The 14,757-nt window shown below is 47.4% G+C and carries 14 protein-coding genes; 3 read left to right on the forward strand and 11 right to left on the reverse strand.

Translation table 11 applies throughout. The annotated features are described in order from the left end of the window. Positions 1-46 precede the first annotated feature (46 nt). The 5 genes from J2X75_RS15310 to cymR form a co-directional block, all read right to left on the reverse strand. Positions 47-1,114 (reverse strand): AI-2E family transporter, encoded by a 1,068-nt coding sequence (locus J2X75_RS15310; RefSeq protein ID WP_124115619.1) that lies wholly within the window; start codon positions 1,112-1,114, stop codon positions 47-49. 293 nt (positions 1,115-1,407) lie between these two features. Next, positions 1,408-1,617 (reverse strand): hypothetical protein, encoded by a 210-nt coding sequence (locus J2X75_RS15315; protein ID WP_017686815.1) that lies wholly within the window; start codon positions 1,615-1,617, stop codon positions 1,408-1,410. Between the two features lie 10 nt (positions 1,618-1,627). Further along, entirely contained in the window at positions 1,628-2,149 is a 522-nt protein-coding gene (locus J2X75_RS15320; protein WP_310337598.1) for a PRC-barrel domain-containing protein, read from the reverse strand. A 164-nt stretch (positions 2,150-2,313) separates the two neighbouring features. Further along, on the reverse strand, positions 2,314-3,465 hold the full coding sequence (locus tag J2X75_RS15325; RefSeq protein WP_307542663.1) for a cysteine desulfurase family protein: 1,152 nt from the start codon (positions 3,463-3,465) through the stop codon (positions 2,314-2,316). Positions 3,466-3,639: 174 nt separating this feature from the next. Further along, positions 3,640-4,059 carry a cysteine metabolism transcriptional regulator CymR gene (gene cymR / locus J2X75_RS15330; protein WP_062835876.1) on the reverse strand — a complete coding sequence of 140 codons (420 nt, stop codon included), beginning with the start codon at positions 4,057-4,059 and terminating at the stop codon, positions 3,640-3,642. Positions 4,060-4,380: 321 nt separating this feature from the next. On the opposite strand from cymR, the gene mnmA reads away from it, so the two are divergent. Beyond that, the gene (mnmA, locus tag J2X75_RS15335; RefSeq protein ID WP_310337600.1) at positions 4,381-5,505 is read left to right on the forward strand and encodes a tRNA 2-thiouridine(34) synthase MnmA; all 1,125 of its coding nucleotides are present in this window, start codon (positions 4,381-4,383) and stop codon (positions 5,503-5,505) included. Positions 5,506-5,635: 130 nt separating this feature from the next. On the opposite strand, the gene crcB is transcribed toward mnmA, so the two are convergent. The 4 genes from crcB to J2X75_RS15355 are packed head-to-tail and all read right to left on the reverse strand — an operon-like array spanning position 5,636 to position 8,666. Further along, a complete protein-coding gene (gene crcB / locus J2X75_RS15340) occupies positions 5,636-5,995 on the reverse strand; it encodes a fluoride efflux transporter CrcB (RefSeq protein ID WP_307542659.1) in 360 nt (119 codons plus the stop codon). Then, a complete protein-coding gene (locus J2X75_RS15345; protein ID WP_310337602.1) occupies positions 5,992-6,393 on the reverse strand; it encodes a fluoride efflux transporter FluC in 402 nt (133 codons plus the stop codon). The genes crcB and J2X75_RS15345 overlap by 4 nt, the downstream gene beginning before the upstream one ends. Positions 6,394-6,425: 32 nt before the next feature. Continuing rightward, positions 6,426-7,733 carry a replication-associated recombination protein A gene (locus J2X75_RS15350; RefSeq protein ID WP_310337603.1) on the reverse strand — a complete coding sequence of 436 codons (1,308 nt, stop codon included), beginning with the start codon at positions 7,731-7,733 and terminating at the stop codon, positions 6,426-6,428. A 42-nt stretch (positions 7,734-7,775) separates the two neighbouring features. Next, a complete protein-coding gene (locus tag J2X75_RS15355) occupies positions 7,776-8,666 on the reverse strand; it encodes a LysR family transcriptional regulator (RefSeq protein ID WP_310337604.1) in 891 nt (296 codons plus the stop codon). 136 nt (positions 8,667-8,802) lie between these two features. Here J2X75_RS15355 and J2X75_RS15360 point away from each other — a divergent pair, with 136 nt between their 5' ends. Beyond that, positions 8,803-9,546 (forward strand): SDR family NAD(P)-dependent oxidoreductase, encoded by a 744-nt coding sequence (locus J2X75_RS15360; protein ID WP_310337605.1) that lies wholly within the window; start codon positions 8,803-8,805, stop codon positions 9,544-9,546. Next, positions 9,543-10,445 (forward strand): DMT family transporter, encoded by a 903-nt coding sequence (locus J2X75_RS15365; protein WP_310337606.1) that lies wholly within the window; start codon positions 9,543-9,545, stop codon positions 10,443-10,445. The genes J2X75_RS15360 and J2X75_RS15365 overlap by 4 nt, the downstream gene beginning before the upstream one ends. A gap of 125 nt (positions 10,446-10,570) precedes the next feature. Here J2X75_RS15365 and J2X75_RS15370 read toward each other — a convergent pair whose 3' ends face one another. Together J2X75_RS15370 and J2X75_RS15375 are read right to left on the reverse strand one after the other, a co-directional pair. After that, positions 10,571-12,751: a HelD family protein gene (locus J2X75_RS15370; protein WP_310337608.1), complete on the reverse strand. Its 2,181-nt coding sequence runs from the start codon at positions 12,749-12,751 to the stop codon at positions 10,571-10,573. Positions 12,752-12,978: 227 nt separating this feature from the next. After that, a complete protein-coding gene (locus J2X75_RS15375) occupies positions 12,979-14,757 on the reverse strand; it encodes an ABC transporter ATP-binding protein (RefSeq protein WP_310337609.1) in 1,779 nt (592 codons plus the stop codon).

A 14,757-nucleotide genomic window follows, 5' to 3' on the forward strand; every position in this document is an offset into this window, starting at 1 on the left:
ACAAGCGGGTGTCAACGCGGCCGCGTTGATGTTTTAACCCTGTTATTTAGTCGGTCCTTCGTTTGATGTAATAGGCGAAAAAGTGTTGCACAATCACCTTCAGCACGGCAAAAACAGGTACTGCCAGAATTAAACCTACAATGCCTGCCAGTTCACCTCCGACGAGCAGTGCAAATATAATCGACAGTGGATGCAGATGCAACGTACGTCCCACCACCTGAGGAGAAATAACATTACTCTCCAACACTTGGCACAGTGTGTTCACAATGACAACAAGTAGTACCATTTTAAACGATACGGTTGATGCCATGACGACAGCAGGAGCAGCTCCAAGGAACGGCCCCAGGTAGGGCACAATGTTAAACACAGCTACAATGCTTGCAAGCAGCAGGGCATACGGCATATCAATGACGATATAACCAATGTAGGCAAAGATACCAACAATGACACAGACAATAAACTGTCCCCGAATGTAGTTCCCCAGTGCAGTATCGATCTCTTTCATCACCGAGACAATCGCTTTACGACGTGAACGCGGAAGATACGCCACAATGGTGCGCTCAAATACCTCAAAGTCTTTTAACATATAAAAGATCAGAAATGGCACGATAAACACATTAAATAACACATTAATGGTCGCCCCGATATTGTCCATTAGTACGGTAATGCCCTGAGTTAGTCGATCCTCCATCTGAAAAAACCAACTGTTCATGCCTGTTCGCACACTTGGCGGCATTAATTTGTGATCCATATTGTTCATCAGGCTCTGTGCACGCATGGACAGTTCTGGCATATGCTCGTTGAGTTCCCCCAGCTGTTCAATCAATACCGGAATCACATTCATCAGAATGACACCGATGCAGGTCAGGAAAAAGGCATATATGAGTAGTACCGCAATCGTACGCGGCACCTTGCGCCCTCCCAGCATGCTGACAATCGGATTGAGTACATAAGATATGATAAGGGCTACGATAAAGGGTGCCAACACTGTTTTCAGGAACGCATATATGTGAAGCAGTAAAGGCCGCAGCAGCCATATAAAATATAAAATAATCAATCCGAGCAGCAGCCAGATCGCGTAACGGAACAGCTTGTTTTTCGTTAATTGCTCCACTTGCATCTCTCCTTTTGGACTGGCTCTGAGAGTCAGTATATGTAGGAAAGGTAATATTTATTAACACAGCGCAGAAGTGGAAAGGAGCAATCCAACATTTTTTCTTAAACCAAAAAAACGCCTCCTTCATCAGAGAAGGAAGCGCATTTTGCAGCACGGGTTAGCATATAATCATACATACACCAGCCGAACCACTATGTAACCGCATCTATATACATCTGCCAACAATTAATGACAGTCTCCCACGACAGACATTGTCATGAAACCGCATATAGAGGAAGTTATTCTGCTTATTAAGAAGAAGCGTGAAGATGAGGGAAGTCTTGTGGCAGCTCGTCCCCGAAAAACAAATCATCCAGGGAACTCAGCGTACCGTCTTCTTCCACCTGATATACAGACATTTTCTCACCGTTCACCGTTAATTCGATAAAGCATCCCCAGCAATAAAACTGGTGGGAACCAATTTTCCCGATATCTTTGGAACTACAGTTTGGACATTTCATATTCATTCACCTATCCATTAACAGAATGAATGGCATTTTCCAAGCGTTGTTCACTCAGAGACGGCACCATAATGGCACTTTCCCCGATGGACATATCGCTTGTACATGGCAGCCATTTGCGGCCCTCGATCAGATCGGACACAAAACCGTCCGTAATTTCAATCCCTATTATTGTATTTCCCAACTCTTGGTCAAAATAAACATCGGAGACACGCCCAAGCAGCAAACCTTCTTCGGTGAGCACGGACATCTCCTTCAATTTAGACCGACCGAGGAGGTACGTGTATTTTATGTCGTCGGCTCCCGTCTTGCGGACAGCCTGTTGATTACGGATCATGACGGCATCTTCGCCGTAGGCAACGATATCTTGCCACTGCACGATTTTGACATGATTGGTAAACAGACCTTTGCTCTCAAGCTCAATGCCTTCGATCTCCCAATCATCATTCACAATGAAATCCTGGATTTTACCGACCTGCTTCCCGTCCTCAACATCAAAAACGGCAAGTCCGATCATTTCCTGAAGCTTCATCGCTGGGTCCCCCTCATCTTCTTATCATTAAATAGGCGCGGCGCTATTGCTAGGTATGCCCAATGTTGATGAGTGGCAATCAGACGCCGATCATCAAAACCGCTTCTATCCAACCGATGAAATGGAACTTCTTCCCTCCTTCTGTTCCATGTGTAAAGTTCCCCTTAGGGTCTATTACGCAGTCGTCCAAGAATGGTTCCAATTTTTTCGGCGGTTATCATGATTTCTTCCGTAGTATTACCCAATCCCCAGCTAAATCGAATCGCAGAGTGTAAAAATGTTTCAGGCAGTTTCATCGCTTTGAGCACATGAGAGACTTCAAGTGAACCGGAAGTGCAGGCAGAACCGCTTGCAACAGCAATCCCTTCCATATCCAGATTCATTAACATCGTCTCTGTGGACACTTCCGGAAAGCTGATATTCAGGATGTTTGGCAGCGTATGCTCCAGGTGTCCATTCACGTGAAAGTTCTCCGTCCCCACATGAATTTCAAGCTGTTCCAACAAAAGTTTACGCAATTCCAAATCATGCTGACGATGCGCCTCCGTTTGTGCTGATGCAATCTTGAGAGCCTCTGCAAATCCGGTAATACCTGCGATATTTTCCGTACCAGCGCGACGCTGACGCTCTTGCAACCCACCGTGAGCTCTTGCTTCCAACACAATTCCTCGCCGTACATAGAGTGCACCCACGCCCTGAGGTCCGTTGATTTTATGCGCAGAGAAGCTGATCAGATCCACAGGCAACTCCTTACATGAAATATTCTGGCTGCCCAGAGCCTGAACTGCATCGGTATGGAAAAGGATATTATGCTGACGAGCAAGCTCACCCACCTCGCGAATAGGCTGAATCGTGCCCACTTCGTTGTTGGCATACATCATGGTAATCAGCACCGTATCCGGACGAATAGCCTCTCGCAACTCATCCAGATTTATTCGTCCGTATCGATCAACAGATAGATAGGTTACTTCATAACCTTGCCGCTCCAGTTCCTGACACGTATGCAACACAGCATGGTGCTCAATGGCCGTCGTAATGACGTGTTTCCCCTTATCCTGCCTGGATGAGACTGCTCCAAAGATTGCCAGATTGTCGCTCTCCGTGCCACCTCCGGTGAATACCAATTCGTCCGGGAAACAGCCCAAAGACGCCGCAATGACATCCCTTGCTCCGCTGACAGTCCGTTTGGCCTCACGCCCAAAGGCATGGATACTTGATGCATTGCCAAATTGTCCTGTCATGACGTTCATCATCGCTTCTGCGACTTGTGGATGCATAGGTGTCGATGCGGCGTGATCCAAATAAATTCGTTTCATTTATCTTCACCCCGTTATATGTTAAATTATCTTATTTTGCTGTTACGAAATATGTTTTACAGCCTCATAATGCTAACCAACCTCAAGCCTTTGTATGAACATATGTTAAGGCATGGATAAAGCCCCCAAATGGGGGCTCAAGTAAGTTGGCATGTCATGCTCGCACAGTCATTGTTAAATATAGAACATGTAGCTATCTTTTTTCTCTTGATCCTGGAATGTAATCAGGTCTTTCAGTGTTGTAGAGTCCAACACTTCGGCAATGCCGTCACGGATACGCAACCATAGGTCACGCTTCGCGGGATCATCTTCCTCTGTGAAGTCTACTGGAGAGATTGGCCCTTCCAGTACACGGATCACATCGCCTGCAGTTACGGTTGCAGGATCACCTGCAAGGATATAACCGCCGTAAGCACCTCTAATGCTCTTCACCAGTCCTGCATTACGCAGTGGAGCAATCAGTTGCTCCAAGTAATGCTCCGAGAGCTGGTTGCGCTCGGCAATGCTTTTAAGTGATGTAGGGCCTTCGCCTGTTCTGGCAGCAAGCTCCATCATGATTGTGAGGCCGTAACGGCCTTTTGTCGATATTTTCAAAGGAGTCACCTCTTTCAATTTTCAGAAACGATTGGAAACTTTATATTTAATCCTGTGGTCCACGACCGTCTGTTTCACGATCTGTCCACAGCAGAGATTCATAGAACTAATCTTTAACTTTCTAATTCTCCGTATTCCGATCATAACCCTCAGCTAATGTTAACATATCTGCATGCTTTATGGAAAAGAAAGATTGACGATATTCCAAAATGTGCGTCTGTGGTGGACACTATCCAAAATTGGCCGGGTGTATCGTATCTTGAGTCCGGTTATGCTAGAATAAGAAACGAAACACATTTATATATAGAAATGGTGATAACGATGTCCAAAACAATTGAAAATACACGGGTCGTCGTTGGCATGTCCGGAGGTGTCGATTCTTCCGTTACCGCGCTGTTGCTGAAAGAGCAAGGGTACGATGTCATCGGCATTTTCATGAAAAACTGGGATGACACCGACGAGTTCGGCCACTGTACCGCTGAAGAAGATTCAGAGGATGTACGCCGCGTATGCGAACAGATCGGCATTCCTTACTACACTGTCAACTTCGAGAAAGAGTATTTTGATAAAGTATTTACCTATTTCCTTGATGAATATAAGTCGGGCCGCACGCCAAATCCGGATGTCATGTGTAATCGTGAGATCAAATTTGGTGAATTCCTGAACAAAGCTCTGGATCTCGGCGCAGATTATGTAGCTACAGGACACTATGCTCGCCTGATTGAAGAAGATGGCACGTTAAAGTTGCTGCGTGGTGTAGACAACAATAAGGATCAGACGTATTTCCTTAACGCACTCAATCAGAACCAACTATCCAAAGCCATGTTCCCGATTGGTCATCTGCCCAAACCGGAAGTACGCAAAATCGCAGAAGCGGCTGGTTTGTATACGGCCAAGAAAAAAGACAGCACAGGTGTCTGCTTCATCGGCGAGCGCAATTTCAAAGAGTTCCTGAGCAACTATCTGCCTGCCAAAGGCGGAGACATGGTTGATATCGCGACCGGTGAAGTCAAAGGTCGTCACGACGGTCTGATGTACTACACACTTGGACAGCGCCAAGGTCTTGGCATTGGTGGTTCCGGCAATGGTGAACCCTGGTTTGTGGCAGACAAGGATCTGGAGAAAAATCAACTGCTTGTTGTTCAGGGCGATGCCCATGCAAGCCTCTACTCCACTGGTCTAACCGCAACGGGTGTGAACTGGATTGCTGGTACAGAGCACATGCCTAATGTGCCATACCGTTGTACTGCCAAATTCCGCTATCGTCAGCCGGATCAAGGTGTTACACTGACCTGGCAGGAAGATGGAAGTGTGGATGTACAATTTGATCAGCAGCAAAAAGCCATTACGCCAGGACAAGCTGTTGTTTTCTACGACGGAGAGGTCTGCCTGGGTGGGGGTACGATCGATCAGGTGCAAAAAGTACCTGTACCCGCAATGCAATAATAGAGCTTGTCCATTAAAATGCGGATTATACACAATACCGTGTATCCCTATTAAAAAAGCCGTCTTTCATGTATACCATGAAGGATGGCTTTTTTCCTGCTTTCTTTGCAAAAAAAATAAAAATAGTTCGTTATGCAGTCAACCAGACTCCTGCCAAGGAGGCCAACACCCCAACTACAACCGAACTGACGACGTAAAGCGCCGCGCTTGCGTATCGTTGTCGACCCATAAGTCCTAACGTCTCATAACCAAAGGTAGAGAACGTGGTGTACGCACCGCAAAATCCGGTTCCCCAAATCACCCAGATTGCATCCGAGATCATTGCAGATTGGTGCCATCCGTATAACAACCCAAGCAGCAGTGAACCACTGATGTTGATGATCCATGTTCCCCATGGAAAAGCCGTTCCCAGCAAGCCAGAGACCCATTTTCCCAGACTGTAACGCAGTACCGCACCCAGCACACCTGCAAAACCAATCCACAGGATCATGAGGCATCACCCTCTTGTCTTTGTGCTCCCAACATACGATGTCCAAGGCTCATTCCCAGCGCACAGAGCAACAACCCCGCCAACAGACTTACGATCATATAAATAGCGGCACTGATCCATTCGCCCCCTTCGGATAAACGAACAATATCCAGTGTAAACGTGGAGAATGTCGTAAATGCACCAGTAAAACCTGTGCCAATCGCCAGTCGAAGTTGTGGTGTTATTTTGCCTGGAACAGCTATGGTAAAAAACCACCCTAAAAAAAGGCTGCCCATCGCATTGATTAGCAGCACTGCCCAAGGGAACCCTCCGTGGACAGTTGGTATCGCTAACTGTATGGCATATCGGGTCACTGTACCGAGAAATCCACCCGCCCCTATATACAAAAGCTCTTTCATGTTATGTGCATCTCCCGAGTGATCTGTCTGTCTTACAGTTCTCTGCGCCGCTGTTGGTTCAGCCTGATCTTCGATTCATTGCCTTGCTCCGTTGCCTCATAGAATACTCTCCGTGAGAGCTGCTTTGGCAAATATTCTTGCTTCACAAAATGCCCTGGATAGTTGTGTGGATATTGATAGCCCTCATGTCCAAGTTTTACAGCACCCGAGTAATGCGTATCTCGCAAGTGAAGCGGAACTTCTGCCGATTTCACTTCATCAATCGCGTTCATGGCTTTGGAAATGGCGGTGTACACCGCATTGGATTTTGGACTTTCGACTGCAAACAGAATCGCTTGTGCAATGTTCAGCTTGGCTTCGGGCCAGCCGTTATTCCGGTACGCATCAAGTGCTCCAATAGCCTGTGTCATGGCTTGCGGGTTCGCAAGTCCAATATCTTCACTGCTCGCTGCAATCAGGCGCCGAATGAAGGTCATTGGGTCCATACCGAGCTTCTCCACCGCGTATAGAAACCAGAACAATGCCGCATCACTGGAACCCCGAATACTCTTGTGAAATGCAGACAGCACATCATATTGGGTGGATTCATCCGCCTTCACAATGGGGCGCCGGATAGACTCTTCTGCTACACCAAGCGTAATATGAATCGATCCATCCGTCTCCGGTGGCGTCGTCAATGCAGCCAGTTCAAGTGCGTTAAGCGCACGCCGAATATCCCCGTTGGCCATCGTAGCAATATGTTCAAGCGCCTCATCATCCGCCTGTAGTTCCATGAACCCCAGACCTTTGTCCGCATCACTCAATGCTCTGCGCATCGCAATTAGGGAATGATCCTTGTTTAGCGATTCCAGCTGGAACAGAGTAGAACGGCTCATCAAGGCCCCATTGACATAATGAAAGGGATTCTCTGTTGTTGCGCCGATAAAAATAATCGTGCCCTTCTCTACCGCTGGCAATAGCGCATCCTGACGTGAACTGTTAAACCGATGTACCTCGTCGAGGAACAAAATGGTTTTTGTTCCATACAGCTGTTTGTTCGTTTGCGCCTGTTCGATGACTTCACGCACATCCTTGACGGAAGCTTCCACTGCATTCAGACGTACAAACTGTCCTTGCGTTTGCTGGGAAATAATATGTGCCAAGGTTGTCTTGCCGCATCCCGGAGGGCCATATAACAAGATGGACGAAATCTGATCAGCCTCGATGGCGCGCCGGAGTAATTTCCCCGGTCCAATAATATGTTCCTGTCCAATATATTCATCCAGATGCTCTGGCCGCAAGCGGTCCGCAAGCAATCTGGCTTGTGGTTTCGAGTCTTGTTGAAACGAAAATAAATCCATTGCTCATCACTTCCTTAACGGATTGCCTTGCCTTGATTACAATTACACTTCTGATGGTTCTCCACTCTCTATCATATCATACTCTCGCGGTAACATAGCCATAAATGCATGAAGTGCACTGCTGACAAAGGCATCCTTGCGAATAATAAAATGAGTCATCATGCGATTCATACCTACGGGGAGTGTATGCGTGCGCAGTAATCCATTTTTGATCTGATGTCTAATCACAATCTCTGGTAATAAGGAAATTCCCATGCCGGACGTAACTCCACTAATAATCGCTTCAAGGGTTCCGAATTCCATAATTACTGGGCGGGTAACACCACCCACCTCTAACCATTCCTCCAAAATCTGACGATAGGAACACCCCATGCTGTAGACAAGAATGGGTTTACTCTTAAGATCTTCATCCGTAGGACCCATACCAGAATAGACAACAAATAGTTCCTCATCAAATACGGGAATAGAAACGATATCAGGATTATCACAGGGACAGCCTATAAATGCTCCTTCCAATTCATACCCAATAACCTGATCCATAAGTATCTGCGAATTGCCAGTAACCAGTGACAAGGAGACATCTGGATACTGTTTATAATATCTGACGAAAAGTTCAGGTAGTCGCACGGCCGCTGCGGTTTGTGTAGACCCTATTCGCATTGGACCCGATGGTGTGCTCGTCGCCCGAAGTGCCTTGGAAGCATCATTCAGCAAACCAATAATTTTATCTGCATAGGTCAGCAACATTTCTCCGGCTGGAGATAACGTCATGCCTCGGTTATGACGAATGAACAACGTTGTACCTACTTCTGCTTCCAGATGCCGGATTCGTGCCGTTACGTTGGATTGCACATACCCTAGTTTAGCAGCAGCTTTGGTCAGATTCCCTTCCTGTGCAACACACTGAAATATTCTAAGATCCCCGCTCTCCATGGTCCCCCCACTCTGACATCATTCAAAATGATATCCGCTTCATTACCAATCATTATACTTCATGTGTAAACCGGACTACAATTCATGTAGATCCCAAACCAGTCATCTGACTGGATGATGATAAGGAGTGTTCAGCATGACATACTGGAAAAATAGAATTGCTCTGATCACAGGTGGTGGAACAGGTATAGGCCGTGCTGTAAGTGAGATGCTCGCTGAACGCGGAGCCTTGGTCGCTGTCAACTATTCCCGCTCACAAGATGCAGCAAGAGAGACTGTTCAACACATTTTGGATACGGGAGGCCATGCATTCGCCGTTCAAGCTAATGTTGCCAATGATCTTGATGTCCGGCGGATGGTCACTACAGTAACTGAAACCTATGGCCCGATCACTGCACTTGTAAATAACGCTGGAATCACGCGTCATATCCCCATGCACGATCTGGAGTCAGTTACAGATGACGTCTGGAATGAGCTGGTTGATGTGAATGTTAAAGGCATGTTTCATTGCGCTCGTGCAGTGATGGAAGGTATGAGACAGGCTGGCGGTGGTTCTATCGTAAATCTGGGCAGTATCGCAGGTAGTACGGGTTCGGGCTCCTCTCTCCCATACGCTGTCTCCAAAGCGGCAGTTCACGGTCTAACTTTATCACTTGCGCACGCACTCTCACCACATATTCGGGTGAATGCTATCGTCCCTGGCGCAGTTGCTACAAGGTGGTGGGCTGGAAATGAGGAGCGAATGTATCGTCTTGGTGGAGAAGTGTTATTACAGCATATTGCCTCACCTGAAGATATCGCACACATGATCTGTGCTGCGCTGGAACAGCAATCCATGACCGGGCAACTAATTACTGTAGATAGCGGACAGACTTTATGAGCTCCAGTCATGATAAAGATACCCGGATCATCAAACCATTGAAATATACACTATTGATCATTTTGACAACGTTAATCATGGGCACTTCTTTTCCGGTTGGCAAGATCGGCATGTTATATGCCCCACCCTTCCTGCTCATGGGCATACGTTATGTACTGGCTGGTGGATTGATGGCCTGGTTTCTACGCAAACGTCCTTTGCCTACCGAGTGGCAGTCTTGGTTGAAAATAATCCTCATTGGTCTGTTTCAATCCGCAGGAGTGATGGGCTGCGCCTACTACAGCATGAATTGGATTACATCCGGTGAATCCGCCATTATTACGTTTACCAATCCGTTACTGGTCATTATCCTCAGTGCTCTCTTATATAGAGTGACCTACGGTTTCAGTCAGTGGACCGGTGTTATACTCGGTTTCATCGGGATTATGTTAACCTTTGGATGGCAGATGAGCTTTAGTCCTGGAACCTGGATTGGATTTGGTGGTGCGATCTCCTTTGCAGTATCCACATTGCTCATCAAACGCTGGGGCGATGGCTACGATACTTTTGTTTTAACAGCCTATCAGATGCTCGCGGGAGGTGCTGCGCTTCTTCTATTGAGCGCATGGACTGAACAGCCTCACTTTATGGTCAATACCACCTCGGTTATGGCTCTGCTCTGGTTAACGTTTGTTTGCTCCATCATTCAGTTCTCACTCTGGTTTTATCTGCTTCAGAATAGTGACCCAGCCCAAACCAGTTCGTATCTGTTTCTGGCACCGTTCTTTGGTGTATTGTCGAGTTGGATTTTGCTACGAGAGCATGTACAGTGGTTTGCATTGGCAGGCGGTTTATTCATTGGTGTTGGCATATTCCTGGTAAACCGTCGCTCGTCCAGAATGGGAAATAGCGTAACATAAACTTGAACTTCCTCCGTCGTTTTTTCTCGGAAAATTAAGCGATTCTCGCACAAAAGCAGAAAAAGGCATGCGCTTATGGGATTTCCCATGAACGTCATGCCTTTCTTTGGTTAAGCAAACTTTATTTACCCAATCTCAGGCCAACCCTGAATGGTTACAGGCTCGCCGTCGGGATTATGTGTTGCAGCCGCATAGATCGGCAGTACACCGTCATGGAACAACCACAATTCATGCAAGGCCCGTGTACAACCAACGTACAACAGCTTTGCATCACCTGCATTTGGCAAATAATGCTTCTGGTCTACGTCTGCCACAATAACGGCATCAAACTCCAACCCTTTAGACAGATAGACCGGTAAAACGGAGTGTCCACCCGTGTACTGCTTTTTGCCACCATCGATCAGGTTTAGATCCCAGCCTGCGTCCTGAAGTTCACGATGAAGTTCCTCTGCTTCATGCAGTGTACGGGTCAGGATGGAGACCGTTCGGTAGTCTTTGACGGTTAACACCTTCAAAGCCTGCTCCAGACTTGCCGTCCGCCCTTCGCCTCCATAAGCCAATGTCCGAACCGGATCACCACTACGGAAAACAGGAATCGCCGTAATTCCGCTCTTGACACCACGTTCCAGAATCGTATTGGCATAGTCGATAATTTCCATCGTCGAACGATAACTTCGGGTCAATGCAAAGTATGCATTCTGTTCCTCAGGAAACAGAGAACTCATCTCTTCCCACGCATGAACACCACGGTACTCATGAATCCCTTGGGACAAGTCACCAAGTATGGTGAAGGAATGCCCTTTGACGAAACGATCCAATAACGCCACATGGAAAGGTGAAAAGTCCTGGGCTTCATCGATCACAATATGGTCAAACCGCTCCGAGCCCTCAATATCATGGACCAATGTATGAATGTATACCAATGCAGGCAAATCCTCTTCACGGACGATATCCTGCTTCAGATCTGCTGCCGTTTGTTTCATGACTAGTTTTGGAATAAGCCCGCTGAGCGAAGCTGGCACAGCCCCCCCTTTTGCAGCTTTGAACAACTGTTTATATAACGTAAGCGGCTCGTATTGAGGCCATTTTTTGGCATAAGCTTTCTCACGAGTAGATGCTTTTTTCTTGCGTTCTTTGCGCACAGCTTCTGGCATCGGTTTCTTAAGTTCCATCTCAATCCAGCGGTGAACCCGCGCCATGACCCGTTCTTTGCGTTTGGCCAGCGGATAATGTTTGTACTCCTCACCGAACCAGTTCTCGATCTCCGTCTTGCTGAGCACCTTACCATCCCATGGACTGAAGTCCATATCCGGTACGGAATCCGCTTCCATCCCCGAGAGCCACTCTCGAATAAGCTCCATGAAACGGATCGATCCTTTGTAACGTCCAGGTACATCATCATTCAATTCAGGCCGTGCATCAGGTGTTTCGAACCAGGTGTTCAATGTATCCGACGTATTCGCCAAAGGCATCTCCATCCCCAACAGGTTCATCGCCCAATCCGGGAATGTCCGCTGTTGAATGTCCCCTACTCCAAGTTCCGGAAGCACATCCGAGATGTAATCCAGGAACATATGGTTGGGTGCAAAAATAACCATTTTCTCCGCAGATACCTGCTCCTTATACTGATATAGCAAAAAGGCAAGCCGATGCAGGGCAACCGTTGTTTTCCCGGATCCAGCTACACCCTGAATGATCAATGCGGTATTTCGCGCCGCACGAATGATCAGATCCTGCTCCGCCTGAATTGTAGATACGATGTCACGGAGTTTGTTATCCTTGTTCTCTCCCAGACGATAAACGAGGAATTCATCCGATACCGCTGGCTGGTCGCTATCACGGTTATATGTATCCGCCACACGTTCCAATATTCGCTGCCGAATGACAACGTTTCGTTTCAGGTACACCAGACCTTCAATAAGCCCTTCCGGGGCTTCATACGTCGCGGAGGCTTCGCCTCCTGTAAATGAGTAAAACAGGCTGGCGACAGGAGCACGCCAGTCGATGACGAGCGGATGCTCTCCCACCTCTTCGCGGTCTACGCCGATTTTACCAATATACAACGGTTTCCGTGCACCACTGCCCTGTTCTTCGAAATCCAAGCGTCCGAAATAGGGTTGCTGCGCGCTCTTGGACAAGGCGGTGCGGCGCTCTTCGCGTCCAGCTTCCAGCACTTGTTCTGTGAAGTCGTGGCCGGTATACACCGGAATATTTTGCAGTCGTTCCAGCTGACTGTCCACTTCCTCCATCGTTCGCTCTAACCTGTACTCTTCTTCTTGATAGGCACTTTGAAAGCTGTCTGACATGTTTCAGTTACCTCCTAAGAATATGTTTTGCTCTGCATCGCCAATCACTGACGACGCAAAAGGATACCCACTATATCATATTGTTGTGGAAAAAGCTACAGCAACCTGGATGAACTCATACAAGAAAACCGTTGCTCACGCTCGTACTGAACGAATGAACAACGGTCTTAAGTAAAACTATATTTGAACCTTATCTTTGAAAAACAGTAATTGATCTAGTTCTGATTTCAATTTTGACCTTCCTGTGCGACAAACTGCTTCTGCGCTAATTCACGATACACCGAATGACTGCTGATCAATTCCGCATGAGTTCCTGTTCCGGTAACATGTCCATGCTCCAATACAACAATCTGATCGGAATCCACCACTGTGGACAATCGGTGCGCGATCACGATCGTAGTTCTTCCTTCCATCAGGTTGGACAAAGCCTGTTGTACTTCATACTCCGAGGTGCTGTCCAGACTGGATGTGGCTTCATCCAACATAAGAATATCCGGACTGCGCAGTAAGGCACGAGCAATAGCAATCCGCTGACGTTGGCCCCCGGATAGCTTAATTCCTCTCTCGCCCACTTCCGTGTCATAACCCTGTGGTAGCTTGTCGATAAAGTCGGCAGAATAGGCCATCTCAGCAGCTCGCCGGATCTCATCCATCGTGGCCTCACGACCTAATCCGTACGTGATGTTGTCTTTGATCGTCCCCGCCATAAGTGGACTTTCCTGAGATACATACCCAATCTTGCTACGCCAGGAGGCCAAAGAATAATCCGTTATGGCTTGTCCCCCATATGAAATATGGCCTGAATCGGGCATATAGAACTGCTCCATCAAGGAGAACAGTGTTGATTTGCCACTACCGCTTGGGCCGACAATCGCTGTCACTTTTTGTGTAGGTACCGTCAGATTGATTCCGTGCAGCACTTCCTCCCCTGTGACATAGGAAAAGTGTACATCATGGAATGCAATCGTCTCATTTCCTTTTGGAGCTACCTTGGTGCTGTGATGTGGCTCTTCCTCATCGGCAAGGATAGCTTGTATGCGCTCTGTTGCACCTACAACTTTCTGTAAACGGGAGTATAACGTCGTGAATTGTCCCATTGGCATAATGACCTGGAACAACAGCAATATGAACGCGACCAGTTCACCCGGTGACAGCATGCCAGACGCTACGCGCATTCCCCCCACACCCAGAATAACGACCAACACGGCAGTCATGACAAATGTAAACAAGGGACCGATCAGAGCGAGGATACGTGCTTCCTGCAAACCAAAAGTGAACATTTTACGAATCCGGGAATCTCCTGCTTCCACTTCCTGTTTCTCCGTGCCGTAGGCTTTGACCAAGCGAATCTCGCCAATAACCTGACTGAGCACGGACGTAAGACCTGCCATCTCATCCTGCTGCTTCTTGGAGATCTTGTACATTTTCTTACCCACCGGCAACAGAATCAACAACGTAAGTGGCACCAGACTCAAAATAATGAGCGACATCACCCAGTCCAAATAGAACAGTAACGCCACGCCACCCACAACGGCAACGATGTTCGACACAAAGGAAACCAGATAATCCGCGATCAACGTCATGATCTGGCTTGTATCATTGGTAATCCGACTCATCGTATCGCCTGTCCGATTGCGATCGAAATACGGCATTCGCAGCGACAAGACCTTGTTCCACAGCTTAGTGCGAAGCGTTGCGACCACGCGTTGTCCTGCGTAATTTAACATATAAATGCTAATACCTGAGGCAATCGCCTGAATCACAAATGCCCCAAGCAATAACAAAATCACAGATTTGTTCAATGCCGAAGTGGTAAGTCCATCAATCAGACCTTTGGTCATCAATGGCACGATCAGTCCGGCTGTTGTTTGAATCAGGGTTAAGATGAGGGCAAGAATCAAAATCAGTTTTGGCGGATTCGTGGAAGCGATAAGCTTGACGAAATCCTTAAATCCCTTTTTTCCTACCTTCGGTTCATTCTGCCCTGCTTGTTGCTGCTCTTCCAT

The sequence above is a fragment of the Paenibacillus sp. 2003 genome (assembly GCF_031455635.1).
Taxonomy (GTDB): domain Bacteria; phylum Bacillota; class Bacilli; order Paenibacillales; family Paenibacillaceae; genus Paenibacillus; species Paenibacillus amylolyticus_B.